Source organism: Candidatus Phyllobacterium onerii, assembly GCF_028331445.1.
GTDB classification, from domain to species: Bacteria; Pseudomonadota; Alphaproteobacteria; order Rhizobiales; family Rhizobiaceae; genus Phyllobacterium; species Phyllobacterium onerii.
The window spans coordinates 202,321-222,349 of sequence record NZ_JAQMHX010000003.1 but is presented as its reverse complement, the minus strand read 5'-3'; the positions used below and the strand labels follow the sequence as shown (position 1 = coordinate 222,349).

Sequence of the window (20,029 nt, the reverse complement as noted above, 5' to 3'; positions counted from 1 at the left end):
CTCAATCGCTGGTGCCGTTATAGGCGTCCTTGATCTTCTGGATGTCGATTTTGTACATTTTCATCATCGCTGCCATGACACGGTCGGCTTTCGCCTGGTCCTTGTCCCGCAGCATTTCGGGAAGAATAGTGGGAACGATCTGCCATGAAAGGCCAAATTTGTCCTTGACCCAGCTGCAGGGGCGAATTTGCCCGCCATCGGCCGTCAGCTTTTCCGTCAGTCTATCCACTTCCTCTTGGGTGCTGCAGTCAATGGAGAGCGAAATACCCTCGGAAAACTGGAATTCCGGCCCCCCGTTCAAGGCAATATACTCCTGGCCTGCAAGCTGGAAAGTGGCAACGAGCAGCGAACCTTCCTTGGATCCACCCTCTTTACCCCAGTTCATCTTGGTGAGAATCTTGCTGTCCTCGAAAATGGACATATAAAAATCGATTGCCTCCTCGGCGTTTCCATTGAACCAAAGGCAGGGGGTGATTTTTTGTTTGGCAGGCATCGTTTTTCCCTTTCATAGCGGTTTGCACTATCTATAAGACGAACGAGGGTTTGCCGTTCCGACATGGCTTGCGAATTTTTTTCCGCAGGCGATTGATGAGTCAAAACAGTTGGCTATCGCCGATTATTGTTGTCGTTCCTCACCCAGTCCAGCACATAGATGCGTAGCGCCGATGACAGGTTGGAGTTGCGATCACGGCTTTCGTCAATTTCGGCGATCAAGCCCGCAAGTGTCATGCCGCGGCTGGTCGCGATCGAAATCATGATGTCGTAGAAAGGGTCTTCGAGCGAAAAGCTCGTGCGGTGTCCGCGAATGGTGACCGAACGTTTACGGACACCGCTCACTTAGCGTCCGCATCGTCTTCTGTGGAGGAGGGTTTTGTTTCAAGGCGGTGATCGTCTAGAAAGCGTGCTTTCCTGCGATTGGCTTCCCGGTCAAATTGCTTCTCGGCCTTGGTCCGTCCGAACAGGACCCGGTTTTCGGCTGCGGTCTTCTCCGCAGCGTCCTTGGCCTTGCGCTTCTTGACCAGTCGAAGATTGACGATCTCGGCCATAGCCAAGCTATTTCTTCTTGCGGAAAGAATCCAGCGACACCACGGACGCGGTGGCTTTGTCTCCGGTCCCATCGGTATCTGACTTGTCGCCACCAGCCTTGACCGGCTTTTTCACCGTCTTCACCGGTGGCTTCGGCTTGGTACTGGGCGTCGCAAGCTTGGGCTTGTCGGTTTGGGGGATCGGAGTAATGCTGGTTATGCCTTGATCATTATCGCCAACTGCCTCTTCGACCTCGACATCGAATTCCAGTTCGAAATTCACGGACGGGTCGTAGAAGCCGCGAATCGCCGAGAAGGGGACGACAAGACGTTCGGGTACATCGCCAAAGGAGAGCCCGACTTCGAAAAGCACGTCGGTAACCTGCAGATCCCAGAACTGATGTTGCAAAACGATCGTCATCTGTTCCGGATATTTTTCGTGCAGACGCGACGATATGCGAACACCTGCCGCACCGGTAAGAAAAGTGACAAAGAAATGATGGTTGCCGGGAAGACCTGCCTTGGCGACTTCGCCAAGCACCTTACGAATAACGCCGCGAAGCGCTTCCTGGGCAAGTATATCGTAGCGGATCATATCTTGTGGCATGCACTCTTATCCCATGGATTCACCCCTCCCTGTCAAGCGGAGATGGCTAACATCATTCAACCATTATGGCGCATGGCTAGCGGAATTGCGACCGCTTGTCTGCCGCACAAAAAAATTTAACGTTCGTCGGAAAAATTGACGAACGTAAAATACAACTTAAACGTCGTTTGCGGCGAATTTTAAGATGAAAATATCAACTTCAGATCAGCCAACGACAGCAAGGGCAGGTGTTCGCGGCGCCGTTTCACTTGCAGGCCCTGCATAGGCGCGGATGAAAGTCTGCACTGCGTTGCGCGCAGCGCTTTCGAGTTCTTCATCGGTCGGCGTACCGCCGAACAGCGTGATCATTTGCAGATCGGCGTTGACCAAGGCAAGAAACTGGCGGGCAGCAAGGTCGAAATCGTCGATCCGCAGCACGCCTTTGTGACTGAGGCGTGCAAAAAGAGCTCCCAGAGCCGTGCCGATCTTGCCGGGGCCATGCTGGCGCCATGTTTCAAACAGGTGCGGATAACGCTCGCCCTCCGACTGGACGAGTTTGCGCAGGAATTTGCCATCCTGATTGCACAGGCAATTTTTCGTGAGACGAACAGCAAAGGCTGTCAGATCGTCCTCAAGATGATCCGATTTGTCTGGAAAGGTTGATAATATCGAAAACAGCATGGCGTTGGCACGGTCCATGACATCCTCGACAACCGCGGTGAACAGAGTTTCCTTTTCGCGGTAGTGGTTGTATATGGTCTGGCGGGAAACGCAGGCCTCTACGGCAATTTCGTCGATACTCGCTCCTGAAAAACCTTCACGACAAAACACCTCGGCGGCGGCATCCAATATTGAAATGCGTTTTGCGCATTGACCGCGCTGGGTATGGCCCATTCCGGCTCTTGGTTCGTTGCGATTTTTCATGGACAGAAGATAATGCGTCTTGACGTTTTAGACAATGGTGTCTAGTTTGACATCTGTGTCCAAATTTGTTGACACGGCTTTTGCCCTGTTGATGCGCTATCCTCCCAAGCTCGCGCATTCATATCGGCCCCCGAAAATCAGTTTGAATCCCTCCTGAGAGCTGGCGCGAAGACAATCCGGTTTTTGCGCCGCGGTTTTCTGAAAGATCACCATCATGACAAGCTCCTTCTTTCGTAGTGCCCTCATCCTTGGCCTTCTGACAGCCATCGGTCCCTTTGCGATCGACATGTATCTTCCCGCGATGCCTTCCATCGGACAGGACCTCGGCGCAGAAAACAATGCCGTGCAGATGAGCCTCTTGGCCTTCTTCATTCCATTTGCGGTCGCCCAGCTCTTCTATGGGCCCATCTCCGATATGTGGGGCCGCAAGGCGCCGCTCTACATGGGCATCGGTTTGTTCGCCGTCGCGAGCATCGGCTGTGCGCTGGCAAGCGATGTCGAGACCTTGATCGCATTCCGCTTTCTGCAGGGTATCGGCGGTGCCGCTGGCATGGTCATTCCTCGCGCTATCGTTCGCGATATGCATACGGGCGTACAGGCCGCACGGCTGATGTCGCTGCTGATGCTCGTTTTCAGTATCTCGCCAATCCTTGCTCCTCTGACAGGCAGTGCCGTCATCGTGCTCTTTGGCTGGCGAGGGGTATTCTGGGCCGTGACGATCGCTGCGTTTCTCGGGCTGATCCTGCTGTCGACGCAGTTGACAGAAACGCGGACCAAGGACGCCCGCGCGGAAAGCGGTTTCGACAGCGCCATGGCGGCCTATCGCCTGCTGTTCAAGGATGGCAACTTCCTGACGCTCACCTTCATCGGTGGTCTTGGCCTGTCCAGCTTTCTCGTCTATCTGGCCAACTCGCCCTTCGTGCTGATCAACCACTACGGATTGACGCCGACGCAATACAGTTTTGCCTTCTCTATCAACGCCGTGTCGTTCTTTGCTGTCTCGCAGCTGACGGGTTGGCTTGGTGCTCGCTACGGCCTCGTTCGTGTGATGCGCAATGCTGTGACAGGCTTTTCGCTGGCCATGGTTGCGATGGTCGTCGTCATGAGCCTTGGCTTCAATCAGCTGCCGGTCATGGCGACCTTCCTCTTCATCGGCTACGGCTTCCTCGGGCTTGTCCTTCCGACGACCGGTGTGCTTGCGCTTGAAGATCACGGTGAAATCGCCGGCACGGCATCGGCGTTGATGGGGACGCTGCAGTTCGTTACCGCCGCTGTCGCCATGGGTGTTGCCGGCGCGTTCTTTGATGGCACGGCCTTGCCGATGGCGGCGGGCATCGCTCTTTGCGCCGTCGGTGCATTGATCGTCACGCAGACAACGATCGCTCGCCGCCGCGTCGTTGAGGCGGAAGCCGCCGCAGAATAAGAACTCTGATCCCTCCATCAGATGCGAAGCGAAAAGGCCCGGGACATCGTTCCGGGCCTTTTTCATCTTTTCAGCTTCTCCAGGATGAAATCAGTCCGTGCCGAAACTGGCACGCAGGGGACCTCGATCAAATCATATCCGGCATCGCCATATGCTCTGACCATGGCGTGATACGTTCGTTCGGCCTCGTTTAGAGTTTGTTTGCGCTCGGTATCCTGTGCGTAGATCTCGGGCCAGGGAGGAAGAATGAAGACGCGATCATTGTAGCGGTACAGTTGTGCGGCCCGTTGAAAATGGCTTGGCACGGCAATCCCTGAAAGCCGCAGATAGCCGATCAAATCCGGAAAACCTCTGTCGAAGAAGACGGTGTTCCAGTGTTGTGTCGCCAGATCATAAGAGCGCAACTCCCATGAGAGCATCAACTCAGCAAACAGGGCTGGGTCCTTCCATGGAAGGGCGGCACCATCAATTGTCAAGCAATGCTGTATGATAGCGCGTCCCGCTTCTACAGACGCAGTATAACCGCGTTCTTCAAGAGCATCTAACAGCGTGGTCTTGCCCGAACCCGGACCGCCGGTAAGGATGAAGAAGTTCTGGTTGGTTCTTTGCATGGAGTGTCTCCCGCTGGACCCCGGCGAGATGATGCCGGGCGTCGTAGAGCACAGGCCGGAATGCCTGCACCATTAGGCAAAGAGGGGAAATCGCGATTGGGGTGTTTCTGCTGGCGAGACTAGTCGGGGCTGGCACTGAGTTCCAGTGCTACCGGGTCAATTGCGTCCACGGCAAATCGGTTGAGCAATGAATTCGGCGAGGACTGTCCGCTCGTTTGCATGGGCGCGAGCGACGTAGTGGGAGATATGTTCTGCCGCTAGGGCCGAACCTCCGATCAGGGCAATAGCAACTGCCCCAAAGGTTGCGGCCGTTCGCGCACGTGGCCGCCAGTCCAAGAGGGCTCCGAACCGGGTTCGCCACGCCGTGACCAAGGCTATGAGTAACGCAGTGAGCGCGCAGCACATCGGCCTCACTCATGTATGGGCTGAACAAGCACAGTCGGCCGCGTGATAACGGCCATTATCGCCAACCGTGCCGCCTTTGCCGTACATCGGCCTCGGCCGCGCCCAATCAACGAGATCATAATGCGGTCCGGTCTCGTTGCGGCCCTTCGGCATCGAGATATCCGTAGATACCAAGGAATTGCTCGCCGCCACGGCTGAAGGCCGAGTAGGTGTGATAAATCTGGCCGTCACCGTCCTTATAGAAAACGCTGTCGCCGGACAGGTCCTCCAGGCCTGGATCGGTGGTCTCGAAGTTATAGTAAGCGTTCCTTCCAGCCACTTCCTTCGGCGTGAATGACACGTTGAAGTCATAATTGAAATCGCTGTGGAACGATGAAACCCAAGGAAAACGCCAGCCCATGGCCTTGCGCAGTGTTTCGATTTCTCCAATTGGCGCTCGCGCGACCGCTACATAGGAAACATCGTTGTTTTGAAGATATTCGAGCAAGCCCTCCACATGGTCTACCTCCAGTGTACAGCCGACGCATTGCTGTTCCTGGCCCGGTCCCATCATGAAATGCTTGATGAAAAGTTGGCTGCGTCCATCGAAGAGGTCCGAGAGCGTCATTTTGCCCGAGCGGCTATCGAAGGTGTATTCCTTCTCGACCTTGACCCAAGGCAGGGCACGCCGTCGTGCGCTCATTTCCTCCTCGGCTTTGGTAAAAGCCTTTTCCCTGGCAAGTAGCGCCAGCCGCGCCCTTAGCCACTCATCGCGTGATACGATCTCATGTTGCATTGCTTCCTCCTGTTGCGGAATGCTTCATTGGGAAATCGATTCATTCCCGGGCGAGCAACTCTTCCAGCCGGTCGAAGGTACTGTTCCAGCCCTCCCGGTGACCGTCGCAATCTTCAGGCGTATCGAATTCGCTCTGTTGGAATGTCATCAGTGTCTTGCCATTCTGGCCTTCGAAATTGATGTCGACGAGCGTTTCGAGGCCTGGCCTGCCGTTCTCCTGATCCCAGGCAAACGTATAGGAGAGGCGCTTGCCTGGCACGATCTCGCGATAGACGCCGCCATGCCACAGCTTCTCGCCGCTTGCTTGGCTATCGAGGCAAGCGCGCCATCTGCCGCCAACCCGCAGGTCCGATTCAACGTAGCTTGCCGGATAATTGCGCGGGCCGACCCATTGCAACATGCGTTTTGGATCGGAGAAGGCATCGAAAACCAGCGCGGGCGGCGCGTTGAAGATGCGTGTTATGGTCAGAACGCGACCGGCTGAGGCGTTCGTTTCAACGTTGGTCTGTGCCATCGTGATCTCCATTTGTCTGAACCTCCTGCAGATATTCTTCCAGCCGGTCGAAACTGGTTTCCCAGAAGCGCCGGTAATGTTCGAGCCAGTCCCTCACTTCCTTGAGCGGAGCCGCGTCGAGACTGCATGGCCGCCATTGCGCCTCGCGGCCGCGAATGATGAGCCCGGCGCGTTCGAGCACCTTGAGATGCTTCGATACTGCTGGTCCGGACATGCGAAACGGTTCGGCGAGTTCCGTCACCGAAGTCGTGCCCAGAGCCAGACGTGCCAGGATTGCCCTGCGCGTCGGGTCTGCCAGTGCCGAGAAGATGTTATCGAGACGATCGGTTGTCATTCTATGCTGAACCATTCGGTTATTTAACTATTTGGTTTTATACGCCGCAATAAAGCGCGCGTCAAGTCTTGCTTGAGGCTGAGCAGGAAGGGGCGAGGGGAAGCGAAATGGGAGGGGAGAAGTGAAGGCTTCTGTTGCCAGGTGCCTCCGAACCCCGCCTAGAAGTGCGAACCCCTAGGACTTAATTTGAAGCTATCGCACCGCATTAAGCGGCGAGACGTGCTTCCGCATAGTTGTCGTTTGCAACTACTAGGTTAGCCCGATAACGGTGGTACAATGCCGGGCAAAAGTTCGATCTTTACACTCTTGTCGATCCTATTTCGCCCCCGCCACAAAGCAGCAAAACCTGCTGCGTTCTGGTGGAGGCGCCGGGTACCGCCCCCGGGTCCAATAAGCTTATTACATCGTCCGTTTATCACCATAGCTGGCCGAAGCCAGCAGCTCTTATATAGGAGCTGTTTAGCCGAATTGAAAGAGTGGATTGACTTGGAACTGTTGCTGGGGAATGTTTCAAGGGTGTCTAGAAAGCCATCGCCTCATGCATCTGCCAGTTTGTGCGATGTCTTCATTGTCAGGGAGGTTGCAATGCCGCGCATTGAGCCTAGCAATCAGGGGGTTTTTCGATGAGTGACTATCTAAAGGATGTTCGTCATTACGATGCGGCTGCCGATGAGGCGACTGTCGCGAAAATCGTCAAACATCTCGGAATTGCTCTGCGCAACAGGGATTCTTCGCTGGTTTCCTGCACAGATCCGGACGAATTGAAGCGTGTTCGCACCAATTGGGTCGAAAAGAAGCTCGGTCTCACAGATACCGCCAAGGCCGACGCCGCCATCGAATCCGTGTGCGCGGCCATGAAGGCGGACAGCTCGAAGAGCCGCGTCACCTTTTATTACCTGACCGCCAAGGCCCTCGGCGCTCTCGGCAAGCTCTGATCAATTTCAATCGGCAAATCCGAATCATCCCCGGCGAATCACCGGGGATTTTTCATTAGGTGCATGGATTTGGGCTTGGCAGCCCTGTGGATCACGCACAAGTTTAAGTGTTTAATCAGCCGAATCTGCTAAAAGAAATTATGCGCACTTATCTCGATCTTCTTCAGCATGTGCTCGATACGGGCGCCGATCGCGGCGACCGCACCGGTACCGGTACGCGGTCCGTTTTCGGTTATCAGATGCGTTTCGATCTGGCCGCCGGTTTTCCGATGCTGACGACGAAAAAGCTGCATCTGAAATCCATCATCTATGAACTTCTGTGGTTCCTGAAGGGCGACACGAACATCGCCTATCTCAAGGAAAACGGCGTCACGATCTGGGACGAGTGGGCCGACGAGAACGGCGACCTCGGCCCCGTCTACGGCGCCCAATGGCGCTCATGGCCGGCTCCGGATGGCCGGCATATCGACCAGATTGCGAATCTTTTGAATCAGATACGCAAAAATCCTCATTCAAGACGTTTGATCGTCTCGGCATGGAATCCGGCCTTGGTCGATGAGATGGCGTTGCCGCCCTGCCACTGCCTGTTCCAGTTCTACGTGGCCGATGGCAAGCTCTCATGCCAGCTCTACCAGCGCTCGGCGGACATTTTCCTCGGTGTACCCTTCAACATCGCCTCCTACGCATTGCTGACGATGATGGTGGCGCAAGTCACCGGGTTGAAGCCCGGCGATTTCGTTCACACGCTCGGCGATGCCCATCTCTATGCCAATCATTTCGAGCAGGCGAAACAGCAATTGATGCGCAAACCCGGCCCCTTGCCGACTATGCAGATCAATCCGGACGTTACCGATCTCTTTGCCTTCAAATATGACGATTTCCATCTGATAGATTATGTCGCCGAGCCGAGCATCAGGGCGCCAATCGCGGTATAGGATCCGCGTTTGGGTTTGCGGGCGAATGTTTGTTTGAAACGGATGGATACTCATGATCAGTTTTGTTGTTGCGATTGCCGAAAATGGCGTGATCGGCCGTGAGAATGGCTTGCCGTGGCGGCTGTCGTCGGATCTGAAGCGTTTCAAGGCCACTACCATGGGCAAGCCCATCATCATGGGCCGCAAGACATGGGATTCGCTTGGGCGGCCGTTGCCCGGCCGGACCAACATTGTCATCACGCGCGATCCTGCCTTTTCCATGGAAGGTGTCATCGCCGCCAGGTCTATCGATCAGGCACTGATGATTGCGGGAAGCCATGCCGGGGCCGACAAGGTCGACGAGATTTGCATTATCGGCGGCGGCGATATTTTTCGCCAATCGTTGAACCGCGCCGACAGGCTGTATGTCACCTGGGTCCTGGCCGAAGTCGAAGGCGATGTCGTTTTCCCTCCCATCGATCCAAAGGTATGGACTGAGGTTTCCAGCGAGGATTTTCCGGCGGGTGAAAAAGACAATTTTGCAACGCGGTTTGTCATCTACGAACGCGGCTGATTTGTTCCGGCCCATGATTGCGGCCTCAAATTATCGTCATAAATGGGCATAATCGTTCGGCTTTTTACCAATTCCGCTTGAAAAGCTTCGCCACGCGTTGAAAGCGTGCCTTGCGATCCCTATAAACGGGAAGTTGGATTAGCGGGAGGAAGCCACGGGGTGGCGCTTTCGTTCAAATTAAGAGGTAGGAATGCCCTGGAGTAATCAGAACGGCGGCGGCGGCCCATGGGGTGGCGGCGGTAATAATAGTGGCGGCGGTGGCCCTTGGGGTCAAAAGCCGCAAGGTGGCGGAGGCAAGACCCCTCCCGATCTCGAAGATATATTCCGCCGTGGTCAGGATCGTTTGCGTCAGGCGCTTCCGGGTGGTTCCGGCGGCAGTCCGGCGATCTGGGGCTTGGCCGCACTTGCGCTGGTGGCTTTCTGGCTTTTCCAGTCGATATACACAGTCCAGCCGGACGAACGCGCCGTGGAGCTGCGTTTCGGCAAGCCCAAGCCTGATATCGCCGAGCCGGGCCTGCATTTCCATTTCTGGCCGATCGAATCCTATGAGAAGGTCGAGATCGTCGAAAAGCAGAAGAACATTGGCGGGCAGGGCGCCCGCGGCGCCAAGGAAGGCCTGATGCTCTCCGGTGATCAGAACATTGTCGACGTTCAGTTCTCGGTGCTGTATCGCGTTTCCGATCCCGTCGCCTATCTGTTCCATGTCGAAAATCCGGAAAACCTCGTACAGCAGGTTTCGGAAAGCGCCATGCGCGAGATCGTCGGCCGCAGTCCGGCGCAGGATATCTTCCGTGATAACCGTGCTGGCATCGCCAATGATGTGCGCGGCATCATCCAGAAGACGCTCGACGACTATGGTGCAGGCATTGCGATCAATGCCCTGTCGATCGAAGACGCGGCGCCGCCTCGCGAAGTGGCCGACGCGTTCGATGAAGTTCAGCGTGCCGAACAGGACGAAGACCGTTTTGTCGAGGAATCGAACCAGTATTCCAACCAGAAGCTGGGCCAGGCCCGCGGTGAAGGCGCGCAGATCCGTGAAGATGCGGCGGCCTATAAGAACCGTATCGTCCAGGAAGCGGAAGGTGAGGCGCAACGCTTTACCTCTGTCTATGACCAGTATGTCAAGGCGCCGGAAGTCACGCGCAAGCGTCTCTTCCTTGAAACGATGGAGCGTGTACTGAAGGATTCGAACAAGGTGATCGTCGATCAAAGCGGACAAGGCGTCATACCTTATCTGCCGCTGCCGGGTTTGACCGGTAAGCCTGCCCCCGCCACCACCACAGAGGGGACAAAGCCATGAACCAGAATCGTGTTCCGCTTCTCGTTGGCCTGATCGCGTTCATCGCCTTGTTGGCCTATTCGTCACTATTTGTCGTCAGGGCCGGCCAGCAGGCCATCGTCCTGAGGTTTGGTCAGATCGTCGATGTGAAGGCCGATCCCGGCATTTACTTCAAGCTGCCTTTCGGTTTTCTCGAGGCCGACAATGTGCAGATGATCGAAGATCGTCTCTTGAGCTTCGAACTCGACAATATCCGTGTTCAGGTTTCGGGCGGCAAGTTCTACGAGGTCGATGCGTTCCTCGTCTACCAGATCACCGATCCGCGCAAGTTCCGTCAGACCGTATCGGGCGACATAACCTTGGCCGAAGCCCGGTTGCGTACGCGTCTCGATGCGGCGTTGCGTGGTGTCTATGGCTTGCGTGGCTTTGAGGCTGCCCTGTCGGACGAGCGCGCTGGCATGATGAACGAAGTGCGCCAGCAATTGCGTCCCGATGCGGAATCGCTCGGCCTGCAGATCACGGACGTGCGTATTCGCCGGACGGACCTGACGCAGGAAGTGTCGCAGCAGACGTTCGACCGCATGAAGGCAGAACGTCTGGCGGAAGCCGAGCGCCTGCGTGCCCGCGGCCGTGAAGCGGCACAGCGCATAAAGGCCATTGCCGATCGCCAGGTTGTCGAAATCATCGCGGAAGCCCGTAAGGAATCGGAAATTGCCCGAGGTCAGGGTGAAGGCGAGCGCAGCCGTATCTTCGCCGATGTCTTCTCCAAGGATCCGGATTTCTTCGCGTTCTATCGCTCGATGACGGCCTATGGCACAGCGCTGGATAATACAGGAACGACGATGGTGCTTTCACCGACTTCCGAGTTCTTCCGCTATTTCCAGGATTCGAATGGCGGTCTGCCTCCGGTCAGCGGTCCTACGCCGCCCGCCGGCGCAACGCCGCCCGCGCCCGCCGCTCCCGCCCCTCAATAGGGGCGGGTTCATATCATGATCGATTTCATTGATGCCGTAGGGCTGTTCCTCGTATTCGAGGGGCTGCTCTATGGCCTTTTCCCGCTCGTTGCAAAACGTGTTGCCCGCGATGTCAGCGAACAGCCGGATGGCTTCCTGCGCATCGCCGGCGTCGCTTCCGTCGCCGTCGGCGTGGGGGTGGTGTGGTTGGCTCGGGGGTAGGCGTCCCGAGTTTGGACCAATCTGATGCGTAGTGTCATCATTTGATCCACCACCTACCTTGCGGTTGGACCCCGTCGGTGGAAAGCAGGCGGTTGTGCTCAGGCATGGTAAAGCCTCGAACCGCAGACAAATCATCCCTTGGAACCCGCATGTTGCTGAGCCGTTGCATGTAAACATGCAACGCTTTCAACGGAGGAGAATATGGCTCGACAAGAAGGTCCCGGAGTCCCGGCTCCGTCTATGCGCGAACCTATGGGCGACTTCGATGTGGTTTCGCAAGATGAATGGAACGCTGCCCGCGAGGAGCTGCTCGTGGAGGAAAAGGCCCTGATGAAGGCCAAGGATCGCCTGGCCGCCAAGCGCAGGCTGCTTCCGGTGACCGAAGTTGACCGCAATTACAAATTCATAGGCACGAATGGCGACAGGGATCTGCTGGGACTGTTCGAAGGCCGACGACAGCTAGTCGTCTATCGTTTCTTCTATGCGCCCGATGTCGAGAATTGGCCGGATGGGGCGTGCAGCGGTTGCTCGCTGGTTGCCGACACCGTCGTTCATCCCGCCCATCTTGCAGCACGCGACACGACCCTGGCCTTCGTCACTGCTGCTCCTATCGACAAGATCGAGAGCCTGCGCGAACGGATGGGGTGGAACCACATTCCTTTCTATTCGCTGCCCGATGAGCGATTCTCCCGAGATTTCGGTGTTGAAGAAATGTTCGGCATCAATGTCTTTATCCGGCGCGGTGAGCGTATTTTCCGCACCTACTTTCTGAATGGACGCGGCATTGAGGAAATAGGCCCCGTCTGGTCATTTCTCGTCATGACGCCGTTGGGTCGGCAGGAGACTTGGCAGGACGTGCCGCCCGGCCGTCCTCAGGGAGATCCCTACACGTGGTGGCGCCTTCACGACAATTACGGCCCAGTCGTTGCTCCCAACCCACCGCAACGGAAGGGAGATACATGAGTTGGGCGAGAGTCTGAACGCACAGTAAAACGTCAGTGGCGTGCTCGACCCGCTTTCGGATGGCGTCCTTCGCGTCGCCATCAGAAGCGCGTGATCTCAATCGGTTTGATTGTGGGGCAATGCGGCCGATTCAGAATCATACTCTAAAATGACTGGCAAACATGCCATAATCAGGCTTTTCCCCTAATGTTGAGCGGGATACCCGGAGATGCATCAGCATGTTGGAATTCGTTTTTGACCTTCACGCCAAAGCAATGACGCTTGTTCCATCTTTGAAATTTGACAAACGGCAAGAAATTCAGCGCGTTCTGATTAGCCTGTATGCTACGATCCTAGAACAGTCAGAGAGTGTCGCAATTCTTTTGAAGGCCGGGAAAGTAGGCGGAACCGATGCCATCTTACGCTCGCTTCTAGAAGCGTGGGTGGATCTGAGTGCTTTGCTTAAGGATGAAAAATATCTCGACAACATGAATGCCGCATACCACAAGGAGTGGAAGAAGCTAATCGAGGAAGGGATCGCCGGTGACAATGCATTTCTTGCCGGATTTGGCGATAATGACGTGGTTGTCGAGAGCCTAAACAGCCACCGGAAATCATTTGAAGAGTATAGGGCTGCTGGCATCCATCCTTTGTCGGCCTTCGAGCGCTTTGGAAAGGCAGATATGGTAGATGAGTATCGTTCTGTTTATAATTTGCTTTGCAGCGAGAGCCACAACAACATCAGGTCGCTCATGAACCGACACATGAGGGTGCGGGATAACGATATCGAGTTGGTCCTTAACAACTTCACGGGTGATGGCGAATGTGAGGTTACGTTAGACAGCGTGGCTGGCATTCTAATGAATAGTAGCCTTGCCATGCACCACCGCTTTCTTTCTGGTCAACCGAATGGTTTTGCAGAGATGGATAAACGTCTTGCCGAATTGAGGAAGGCGCGCGACGGGTAAATTTTTGGTGCTAGCAGTGTTCATCGCCATTGCTATCCGCTCGACGCGACTATCGCGCGCGGAGTGCCAACTTGTACTTACTGACGGCGTTGAGGGTAGGTCGACGACTTAGTAAGCGATAAATTCAGGGCAGATTTGACCAGACGCGCAGAACTCGTAGCAGTGCTGACTCGGAGTACGAAGATGGGGCGGGGGATAGTTAATGAAATTGATTTGGGCATGGCTTTGCATTTCTGCTGGAATTGCAAGCGCACAGGCAGATGACAATACATGTGCTGAACCCAACGGGGCCTACGAACACACAGTAAATACGGGCCGCTATCAAATCGTTTCAACTGTTACAGGGGCGGGTCAGGACAGTGGAAAGCTACGGGGCTGGGTCTATTTTTATGACCTGACCATCTACGTCCGCAAGCCAGACCTATCTTGGCTCGCATACAGGCGTGAAACGCTCGATCGTATTTCCGAGTCTGGGCGGCCGGTCTTCCAAGGTTGCTCTAAGCTTGGCACTGAAACCATGGACGGAAGTGATACTGTGGTCTTCAAAGCCGATTGGCAGCGCAATGGCGCCAAAGCCATGAACAAACTATGGTTTTCGAAAGAAACGGGAAAGTTAATACAAACTGAACGTTTCTTTACGGCGGTTGACGAGTCCAGTGATTATTTTGGTTTGCTCGGACAATCTTTAGTTGACAGATACACCTATGACCGTGGGCCGCCGCCACCCCTAGAAGAGTACAAAGCATATGTGCTACCGCCCCCCGGTCAGAATTAGGGCGAGCAAAGTAGGTCAGTCCAAGAGGCTAGCGTCAGATTCGTCCTCGATCATATCGTGCCTCCCTCATGGTGAGCTTGTCGAACCACGCACCAGAGTTCAGCCAATTCATCAACTCTTGAATTGACTGATCTGAAATAAGTGCTGCAATAGCCGCTCGGTCATATTTATGTCGCCTCTCGCCGTTCTGTTGTATCATTCTGTTTCCGATAAGGGCCCGAACGTATGTTTTTCAAGACTGGTCGCCTCGTTCTCCGTTCCGCAACCGCGGCTACCGCGCTGATTGCGCTGACCGCGACAAGCCTCAACCCTGCATTTGTCGGTGCCGCACGGGCGCAGATGCAAGCTCCGATTGTGCCGAACAGTCAGCAGCCGCGAGCACAGGGGCCGGCCTCGGTTGCCGATCTTGCGCAAGGCCTGCTCGATGCCGTGGTCAACATCTCGACCTCGCAGACCGTAAAGGGACAGGATGGGGAATCGGGGCCGGTGCCAATGCCGAAGGTGCCCGACGGCTCGCCTTTCCAGGAATTCTTCGACGAATATTTCGGCAAGCAGAATCCTGGTGAGAGCAATCCTTCGCACAAGGTCCAGTCGCTCGGTTCGGGTTTCGTGGTCGATGCGGCCGAAGGCATCGTCGTCACGAACAATCACGTGATTGCCGATGCCGACGAGATCGAAGTCAATTTCAATGATGGTTCAAAGCTGAAGGCGACGCTTGTCGGCAAGGATACCAAGACCGATCTAGCCGTGCTCAAGGTCGATCCGAAAAAGCACAAGCTGGTTGCGGTCAAGTTCGGCGATTCATCGAAGACGCGTATCGGCGATTGGGTCATGGCCATCGGCAATCCCTTTGGTCTCGGTGGCACCGTGACAGTCGGCATCGTCTCGGCGCGCAACCGCGATATCAATTCCGGTCCTTACGACAATTTCATCCAGACCGACGCTGCGATCAACCGCGGCAATTCCGGCGGGCCGCTGTTCGACATGTATGGCCAGGTCATCGGTATCAATACCGCCATCATTTCGCCGACCGGCGGATCGATCGGTATCGGTTTCGCCATTCCGGCCGAGCTTGCGTCCGGCGTCATCGCGCAGCTGCGCCAGTTTGGCGAGGCGCGTCGTGGCTGGCTTGGCGTGCGCATCCAGCCTGTGACTGACGATATCGCGGAAAGCCTCGGCATGACATCCAGCAAGGGCGCGCTGGTTGCCGGGATCATCGAAGGCGGCCCGGTCGCCGGTGGTGCCATTCTGCCCGGCGATGTGATCACGCGTTTCGATGGCAGGGACGTCAACAACGTCAAGGACCTCCCGCGCGTCGTTGCCGAGAGCCCTATCGGCAAGGAAGTCGATGTCGTCGTTGTCCGCAAGGGCAAGGAGCAGACTGTCAAGGTCACGCTCGGACGTCTGGAAGACGGTGATCAGGCGGACGCAAAGAAGGACGACCAGACAACCGGCGAGGACGGAGCCGCCCAGAACGTGGACGTGCTGGGCATGAGCCTTGGAAAACTCGACGATGCCACCCGCAAGACCTTCGGCATTGCCAAGGAGGTCGAGGGCGTGGTTGTGACTGAAGTGCAGAACGGCTCGATCGCCGCCAACAAGCGGATCGCGGCAGGCGACGTCATCGTCGATATTGCGCAGGAGACCGTCTCAACGCCGGAGGATGTGGCGGCGCGGATCGAAAAACTTCGCGACGAGGGTCGCAAGAATGCACTGCTCATGCTGGCGTCAAAAACCGGCGAGCTGCGGTTTGTCACGCTTCAAATGGACTGATTTGAAGGGCTGGGTTCAACCGCGGCATTTTTCATTCAGCGGATTGAGGATCGCATGCAAGTTTGCGCAAGAATTACCTGATCTTGCACAAGAACGTGCGAATCTGATGCAAGAGTTGTCGATTCTGGCGCAAGATTTTCCACCATTGCGAGAAAAATGGTTGTGGCGACGCGAATTCAGACCACAAAATCGGTTTGTCGATAGCCCTGGATATAGAGAAGGGCGGTCAGATCACCATGGTCGATCCGCACCTTTGCCTGTTCGGCAACGATCGGTTTGGCGTGGAGCGCTACGCCTGTGCCTGCCAGTTGCAGCATGCCAAGGTCATTGGCGCCATCTCCAACCGCGATCGCATCTTGCGGTGAAAGGCCAAAACGCTGGCAGATGGAGGTCAGCGCAGCAACCTTCGCCTCACGTCCGAGGATCGGTTCCTTGACTTCTCCCGTCAAGACTTTTCCATTATCTATCAAGGTGTTGGCGCTGTTTTCATTGAAGCCGATCATCTCGGCAATACGCTGGGTGAACACGGTAAATCCGCCTGAAACAAGCGACGTATAAGCCCCGTGCTTTTTCATTGTGCGCACCAGTTCCGGCCCACCCGGCATGAGCGTGATGCGGCTGGCGATCACCTTGTCGATTACCGTATAGGGCAGGCCCTTGAGCAGCGCGACGCGTTCACGCAGCGCAGGTTCGAACGCGATTTCGCCATTCATCGCCCGTGCCGTGATCGCCGCAACTTTTTCCCGGAGGCCCGCTTCTTCGGCCAGTTCATCGATACATTCTTGCTGGATCATGGTCGAATCCATGTCGGCAATCAAAATCTTCTTGCGCCTAGTATCTTGATTTTGAACGACAATATCGATTGGCGCGCTGTCGATAGCCCGGACCAGTTCAAGATGCGCTTCAGCAGCATCGGTACCGTCCCTCAGGGACAGGTCACAGGCAATACCGTCGGCCAGCCAATAAAGACCTGTTGCATTGACCGCCGCCGAGGCTTTAATCCCGAGCGATGGTACAAGGTCCGAAGTGGCGGGATTGGCGATGAGCGTGGCCATCAAGGGCATAGGGCAATTTCCGGTTGGGCGGTTGATGTGACAAGACAGATAATCCTGATAGCTGGACCGACGGCAAGCGGCAAGTCGGCGCTTGCGCTTCGTTTGGCGGACGAAACAGGCGGTGTGATCGTCAATACGGATTCAATGCAGGTCTATGATGTCCTCAACCTCCTGACCGCGCGGCCAGGTCCGGACGATCTCAAAGCCGCGCCCCATTATCTCTACGGGCATGTTTCGCCGAGCATCGCCTACTCGACCGGACGCTGGCTCACGGATGCCGAACATGTACTGAACAGACCAGAACTAACTGAAAAGACTATGATTTTCGTTGGCGGTACCGGGCTGTATTTTCGTGCTCTTCTCGGAGGGCTATCGGCAATGCCCGATATTGCTGCGGATATCCGGGCGCATTGGCGTCAGCAGGATGCTGAGCTCGGCTCCGGGGAATTGCACGCGATTCTCACTGAGAAAGACCCGTTGGCGGCGTCTAGATTGCGTCCGACCGATAGCCAGCGGATTGTAAGAGCGCTCGAAGTCATCGATGCGTCGGGTCGATCCATCGTCGAATGGCAGAAGGCAACCGGCAGATCGCTGATTGACTCTGGAGCCGCGCGCAAAATTGTTATCGAGCCCGATAGGAAATGGCTGGGAGCGCGTATCGCATCACGCTTTGAAAACATGATGAAAACCGGCGCCCTCGACGAGGTTAAGGCATTGCTATCATTAGGGCTTTCGAGTGAACTCCCTGCCATGAGGGCGATCGGAGTGCGCGAAATTGCCGAGGTTCTTGCCGATCGGCTGGATCCAGAGGAAGCCGCAGAACTCGCGACGATCGCTACCCGTCAATATGCAAAGCGCCAGATGACATGGTTCCGCAACCAGCTCGGCGATGACTGGGAAAGATTGCCTTATCCGTGACTCAGGTCTTGTCGTTGCGGAATGTGCGGATCAGGTCGCTAGCACGGAACCGATCGGTAGCTTCCGGTTGTGACCTGGGCGGTTCCTCTCTGCGGATTGCAGCATCGATATTGCGCCACTGGGTTCTGACAGGCTCCTGAGCCAAGGGAACTGTGTGCCTCTGGCTCGCGACAGGCTGGCCAATAGTTTCGACCACATCGAATGCATCATCCTGACTGCTTGTGCTTTCTGCCGCATTGAGCTGACGCATTCGCATCAAGATCGTGTCGAGAGATAGGTAAGAATCTCCCAGTCGCATGGATTGCTGGCTTTTGGTCATATGTGCGGCCGGCAGTTGGTCGGGCGCAATTGTCTCGAACATCATGCGCATCGGCGTCGGAACCGCCTCTCCAAAAGCGATCGCTTCTCGATTGGCAATCGATGACAGAAATCCAATCGTGCTTTGCGATGCGCCAGTAATGGCGCCCCGAATGATCTCCTGATCGCGCTCATTTCCGAGGCGCATGGCAAACACGGTGCTGCATTGGGAAAGAATGGTTGCATCAAGCTCGCCCGGACGCTGCGAAATGACAGCTAGATAGACGCCATATTTGCGGCCTTCCTTGGCAATGCGGGCAATTGCCTGGCGCGTTGGCCAGAAGCCCGCATTGGCATCCGCGGGAATGTAACGATGCGCTTCCTCGCAGACGACGAGCGTCTGTGCGCGGCCGTCGCTCGACACCGCGAGGTCGAAAGCCATACGGCAGAGTACCGAGGCAACGGAATTCACCACTTCCGATGGCAGTCCAGCCAATTGAAAGACGCAAATCGGACGATCGTTCTTGGGTATGCGGAAAATGTGGCCAATCGTCTGGCGCATCGTGTCCATCGTCGTCGGGGCCGAGAACATGAAGCGGTATCTGGGATCAGCAACCAGCGCCTGCAAACGCTGCCGAAGCGCCTTCATGATCGGCCGATCCGTCTTGCCTTCCAATTGGCCGATGCGTTCATCGATCAGCTTGATGAGATCAGCCATCCGATATGGTGTCGGCGTATCGGCGGTTAACGACGAATAATCGCGGTCTTTTTTGAGGAGCGACGCGGCAGTTGCCGCTTCGGAACTGGCAAAGCGCTCCCGCGCAATCGGAATCAGATCGCGCAAGGCATCAACTTCGGCTGGCACCGTCGGCCTCCCGCGGAAGACAGCTTCTGCAAACTCTTCCAGCCTGAACAGCCAATAGGGCAATTCCAAAGTATTGTAATCGATCGAGATCGCATGATCAGGAAAGGCGCTTGCAAATTCGTTGTGAGGATCGAGGATCAGTACGCGGAGATCGGGTCGCTGCGCTATGATCTTGCGCAAAAGCAGGGAAACAGCGCTCGATTTACCCACGCCTGTGCTGCCAAGGACGGCAAAGTGTCGCGAAACCAGACTATCGATGGATATCAATGCCGGGATCGATGCATTTTGCGACAGATGCCCGACTGATACGGTGTTCTTCAGGCTCGCTGTGTAAATAATTGCCAGATCTGTCGCGCGAATCCGATGTGCTACGGCGCCCATGTGCGGATAATTCGCGATGCCGGATGAAAAGGTCAACGAACCATCACCATGCTCATTGACCTGTCCGATAAGCTCGACATGGATGCGAATGCTCTGGTCGGCTTCAACGACCCATTGCGCTTCATGGGCGTTGACTTCATAGACGAGTCCAACCACGCGGCTGTTTCCGACTTGAATGGAAATCAATTGACCGACTGTCCAGTAGTCATCCGATGCTGCGATAGACGGCCCGGTCAACGCGTAAATGACGGCCTTTTCACCGTTGCATTCGATGACGTGCCCATCGGTTCGATTGCGAACGAAGGGTCTGGGTTGTTCAGCCGGCAAGGCTTCAGCGTTCATCGTTGGCGACCATTCCGTGAACTGATGACAGTGTGTTGACAAGACTTGTCGGGTCACCCTAATTCGAAGGCATTGAGATTATCTTAGCGTGATTGTGACAATTGTTTCGACTGGTTTCAGGTTCAGTGCTGGTCATTCGATTTGATTTGCATTTTTGCCGTTGACGTATGGAATTTGCTTAACTATCGTCCGCGACCATGAAAACAGTTCTTATCGTCGTGGGATCGCGCATGGGCAGG

At 55.7% G+C, this 20,029-nt stretch carries 22 protein-coding genes, 1 other RNA gene and 1 pseudogene; 12 read left to right on the top strand and 12 right to left on the bottom strand.

From position 1 onward, the window contains the following. Nucleotide 1: 1 nt before the first annotated feature. The 5 genes and pseudogenes from PHA01_RS09135 to PHA01_RS09115 form a co-directional block, all read right to left on the bottom strand. On the bottom strand, nucleotides 2-493 hold the full coding sequence (locus PHA01_RS09135) for a VOC family protein (protein ID WP_271894685.1): 492 nt from the start codon (nucleotides 491-493) through the stop codon (nucleotides 2-4). Nucleotides 494-606: 113 nt separating this feature from the next. Beyond that, nucleotides 607-837: a ribbon-helix-helix domain-containing protein gene (locus PHA01_RS09130; RefSeq protein ID WP_271894683.1), complete on the bottom strand. Its 231-nt coding sequence runs from the start codon at nucleotides 835-837 to the stop codon at nucleotides 607-609. Continuing rightward, on the bottom strand, nucleotides 834-1,046 hold the full coding sequence (locus PHA01_RS09125) for a DUF4169 family protein (protein ID WP_271895061.1): 213 nt from the start codon (nucleotides 1,044-1,046) through the stop codon (nucleotides 834-836). Before PHA01_RS09125 ends, PHA01_RS09130 begins: the two co-directional genes overlap by 4 nt. Nucleotides 1,047-1,217: 171 nt before the next feature. Further along, nucleotides 1,218-1,632, bottom strand: a pseudogene (locus PHA01_RS09120) (SspB family protein); the annotation flags it as partial. 204 nt (nucleotides 1,633-1,836) lie between these two features. Further along, nucleotides 1,837-2,535 (bottom strand): TetR/AcrR family transcriptional regulator C-terminal domain-containing protein, encoded by a 699-nt coding sequence (locus tag PHA01_RS09115; protein ID WP_417020940.1) that lies wholly within the window; start codon nucleotides 2,533-2,535, stop codon nucleotides 1,837-1,839. A 214-nt stretch (nucleotides 2,536-2,749) separates the two neighbouring features. Between PHA01_RS09115 and PHA01_RS09110 the strand changes: the two genes are divergently transcribed. After that, nucleotides 2,750-3,958, top strand: a complete 1,209-nt coding sequence (locus PHA01_RS09110; protein WP_271894680.1) for a multidrug effflux MFS transporter — start codon at nucleotides 2,750-2,752, stop codon at nucleotides 3,956-3,958. A 62-nt stretch (nucleotides 3,959-4,020) separates the two neighbouring features. Here PHA01_RS09110 and PHA01_RS09105 read toward each other — a convergent pair whose 3' ends face one another. From PHA01_RS09105 to ssrA, 5 genes are all read right to left on the bottom strand, one after another. Then, nucleotides 4,021-4,569, bottom strand: coding sequence for an AAA family ATPase (locus PHA01_RS09105; RefSeq protein ID WP_271894679.1), 549 nt, complete (start codon nucleotides 4,567-4,569; stop codon nucleotides 4,021-4,023). A gap of 520 nt (nucleotides 4,570-5,089) precedes the next feature. After that, on the bottom strand, nucleotides 5,090-5,749 hold the full coding sequence (locus PHA01_RS09100; protein WP_271894678.1) for a DUF899 domain-containing protein: 660 nt from the start codon (nucleotides 5,747-5,749) through the stop codon (nucleotides 5,090-5,092). A 40-nt stretch (nucleotides 5,750-5,789) separates the two neighbouring features. Continuing rightward, on the bottom strand, nucleotides 5,790-6,263 hold the full coding sequence (locus PHA01_RS09095; RefSeq protein WP_271894677.1) for an SRPBCC family protein: 474 nt from the start codon (nucleotides 6,261-6,263) through the stop codon (nucleotides 5,790-5,792). After that, entirely contained in the window at nucleotides 6,244-6,597 is a 354-nt protein-coding gene (locus tag PHA01_RS09090) for an ArsR/SmtB family transcription factor (protein WP_224508515.1), read from the bottom strand. The genes PHA01_RS09095 and PHA01_RS09090 overlap by 20 nt, the downstream gene beginning before the upstream one ends. A 120-nt stretch (nucleotides 6,598-6,717) precedes the next feature. Next, nucleotides 6,718-7,075, bottom strand: a transfer-messenger RNA (tmRNA) gene (gene ssrA, locus PHA01_RS09085). A gap of 145 nt (nucleotides 7,076-7,220) precedes the next feature. On the opposite strand from ssrA, the gene PHA01_RS09080 reads away from it, so the two are divergent. The 10 genes from PHA01_RS09080 to PHA01_RS09035 all read left to right on the top strand — a co-directional run bounded on the left by PHA01_RS09080 (nucleotide 7,221) and on the right by PHA01_RS09035 (nucleotide 15,932). Further along, nucleotides 7,221-7,532 (top strand): DUF2853 family protein, encoded by a 312-nt coding sequence (locus PHA01_RS09080; RefSeq protein ID WP_210000530.1) that lies wholly within the window; start codon nucleotides 7,221-7,223, stop codon nucleotides 7,530-7,532. Between the two features lie 140 nt (nucleotides 7,533-7,672). Beyond that, entirely contained in the window at nucleotides 7,673-8,467 is a 795-nt protein-coding gene (locus PHA01_RS09075; protein WP_271894676.1) for a thymidylate synthase, read from the top strand. Nucleotides 8,468-8,519: 52 nt separating this feature from the next. Further along, nucleotides 8,520-9,020: a dihydrofolate reductase gene (locus PHA01_RS09070; RefSeq protein ID WP_271894675.1), complete on the top strand. Its 501-nt coding sequence runs from the start codon at nucleotides 8,520-8,522 to the stop codon at nucleotides 9,018-9,020. 190 nt (nucleotides 9,021-9,210) lie between these two features. After that, complete coding sequence (gene hflK / locus PHA01_RS09065; protein ID WP_271894674.1) at nucleotides 9,211-10,320, top strand: FtsH protease activity modulator HflK; 1,110 nt, start codon at nucleotides 9,211-9,213, stop codon at nucleotides 10,318-10,320. After that, a complete protein-coding gene (gene hflC, locus PHA01_RS09060) occupies nucleotides 10,317-11,273 on the top strand; it encodes a protease modulator HflC (protein WP_271894673.1) in 957 nt (318 codons plus the stop codon). The genes hflK and hflC overlap by 4 nt, the downstream gene beginning before the upstream one ends. Nucleotides 11,274-11,288: 15 nt before the next feature. After that, nucleotides 11,289-11,474 carry a DUF2065 domain-containing protein gene (locus PHA01_RS09055; RefSeq protein ID WP_271894672.1) on the top strand — a complete coding sequence of 62 codons (186 nt, stop codon included), beginning with the start codon at nucleotides 11,289-11,291 and terminating at the stop codon, nucleotides 11,472-11,474. Nucleotides 11,475-11,675: 201 nt separating this feature from the next. Further along, on the top strand, nucleotides 11,676-12,437 hold the full coding sequence (locus PHA01_RS09050) for a DUF899 domain-containing protein (protein WP_271894671.1): 762 nt from the start codon (nucleotides 11,676-11,678) through the stop codon (nucleotides 12,435-12,437). 218 nt (nucleotides 12,438-12,655) lie between these two features. Continuing rightward, on the top strand, nucleotides 12,656-13,384 hold the full coding sequence (locus tag PHA01_RS09045) for a DUF5677 domain-containing protein (protein WP_271894670.1): 729 nt from the start codon (nucleotides 12,656-12,658) through the stop codon (nucleotides 13,382-13,384). Between the two features lie 202 nt (nucleotides 13,385-13,586). Next, nucleotides 13,587-14,159: a hypothetical protein gene (locus tag PHA01_RS09040; RefSeq protein ID WP_271894668.1), complete on the top strand. Its 573-nt coding sequence runs from the start codon at nucleotides 13,587-13,589 to the stop codon at nucleotides 14,157-14,159. Between the two features lie 339 nt (nucleotides 14,160-14,498). Beyond that, on the top strand, nucleotides 14,499-15,932 hold the full coding sequence (locus tag PHA01_RS09035) for a Do family serine endopeptidase (RefSeq protein WP_271895058.1): 1,434 nt from the start codon (nucleotides 14,499-14,501) through the stop codon (nucleotides 15,930-15,932). A 176-nt stretch (nucleotides 15,933-16,108) separates the two neighbouring features. Here PHA01_RS09035 and serB read toward each other — a convergent pair whose 3' ends face one another. Beyond that, on the bottom strand, nucleotides 16,109-16,996 hold the full coding sequence (gene serB, locus PHA01_RS09030; RefSeq protein WP_271894666.1) for a phosphoserine phosphatase SerB: 888 nt from the start codon (nucleotides 16,994-16,996) through the stop codon (nucleotides 16,109-16,111). A 27-nt stretch (nucleotides 16,997-17,023) separates the two neighbouring features. Between serB and miaA the strand changes: the two genes are divergently transcribed. Continuing rightward, complete coding sequence (miaA, locus tag PHA01_RS09025; protein WP_271894665.1) at nucleotides 17,024-17,905, top strand: tRNA (adenosine(37)-N6)-dimethylallyltransferase MiaA; 882 nt, start codon at nucleotides 17,024-17,026, stop codon at nucleotides 17,903-17,905. A gap of 1 nt (nucleotide 17,906) precedes the next feature. On the opposite strand, the gene PHA01_RS09020 is transcribed toward miaA, so the two are convergent. Then, the gene (locus PHA01_RS09020) at nucleotides 17,907-19,790 is read right to left on the bottom strand and encodes an ATP-binding protein (protein ID WP_271894664.1); all 1,884 of its coding nucleotides are present in this window, start codon (nucleotides 19,788-19,790) and stop codon (nucleotides 17,907-17,909) included. Nucleotides 19,791-20,029 lie beyond the last annotated feature (239 nt).

Coding starts and splice junctions, on each gene's coding strand:
- PHA01_RS09045 (WP_271894670.1), top strand. CDS start 12,656: ATGTTGGAATTCGTTTTTGACCTTCACGCCAAAGCAATGACGCTTGTT.
- PHA01_RS09105 (WP_271894679.1), bottom strand. CDS start 4,569: ATGCAAAGAACCAACCAGAACTTCTTCATCCTTACCGGCGGTCCGGGT.
- PHA01_RS09110 (WP_271894680.1), top strand. CDS start 2,750: ATGACAAGCTCCTTCTTTCGTAGTGCCCTCATCCTTGGCCTTCTGACA.
- PHA01_RS09095 (WP_271894677.1), bottom strand. CDS start 6,263: ATGGCACAGACCAACGTTGAAACGAACGCCTCAGCCGGTCGCGTTCTG.
- PHA01_RS09100 (WP_271894678.1), bottom strand. CDS start 5,749: ATGCAACATGAGATCGTATCACGCGATGAGTGGCTAAGGGCGCGGCTG.
- PHA01_RS09075 (WP_271894676.1), top strand. CDS start 7,673: ATGCGCACTTATCTCGATCTTCTTCAGCATGTGCTCGATACGGGCGCC.
- PHA01_RS09115 (WP_417020940.1), bottom strand. CDS start 2,535: ATGAAAAATCGCAACGAACCAAGAGCCGGAATGGGCCATACCCAGCGC.
- PHA01_RS09040 (WP_271894668.1), top strand. CDS start 13,587: ATGAAATTGATTTGGGCATGGCTTTGCATTTCTGCTGGAATTGCAAGC.
- PHA01_RS09080 (WP_210000530.1), top strand. CDS start 7,221: ATGAGTGACTATCTAAAGGATGTTCGTCATTACGATGCGGCTGCCGAT.
- hflC (WP_271894673.1), top strand. CDS start 10,317: ATGAACCAGAATCGTGTTCCGCTTCTCGTTGGCCTGATCGCGTTCATC.
- PHA01_RS09050 (WP_271894671.1), top strand. CDS start 11,676: ATGGCTCGACAAGAAGGTCCCGGAGTCCCGGCTCCGTCTATGCGCGAA.
- serB (WP_271894666.1), bottom strand. CDS start 16,996: ATGCCCTTGATGGCCACGCTCATCGCCAATCCCGCCACTTCGGACCTT.
- PHA01_RS09125 (WP_271895061.1), bottom strand. CDS start 1,046: ATGGCCGAGATCGTCAATCTTCGACTGGTCAAGAAGCGCAAGGCCAAG.
- PHA01_RS09020 (WP_271894664.1), bottom strand. CDS start 19,790: ATGAACGCTGAAGCCTTGCCGGCTGAACAACCCAGACCCTTCGTTCGC.
- PHA01_RS09035 (WP_271895058.1), top strand. CDS start 14,499: ATGCAAGCTCCGATTGTGCCGAACAGTCAGCAGCCGCGAGCACAGGGG.
- PHA01_RS09135 (WP_271894685.1), bottom strand. CDS start 493: ATGCCTGCCAAACAAAAAATCACCCCCTGCCTTTGGTTCAATGGAAAC.
- PHA01_RS09090 (WP_224508515.1), bottom strand. CDS start 6,597: ATGACAACCGATCGTCTCGATAACATCTTCTCGGCACTGGCAGACCCG.
- PHA01_RS09070 (WP_271894675.1), top strand. CDS start 8,520: ATGATCAGTTTTGTTGTTGCGATTGCCGAAAATGGCGTGATCGGCCGT.
- hflK (WP_271894674.1), top strand. CDS start 9,211: ATGCCCTGGAGTAATCAGAACGGCGGCGGCGGCCCATGGGGTGGCGGC.
- PHA01_RS09055 (WP_271894672.1), top strand. CDS start 11,289: ATGATCGATTTCATTGATGCCGTAGGGCTGTTCCTCGTATTCGAGGGG.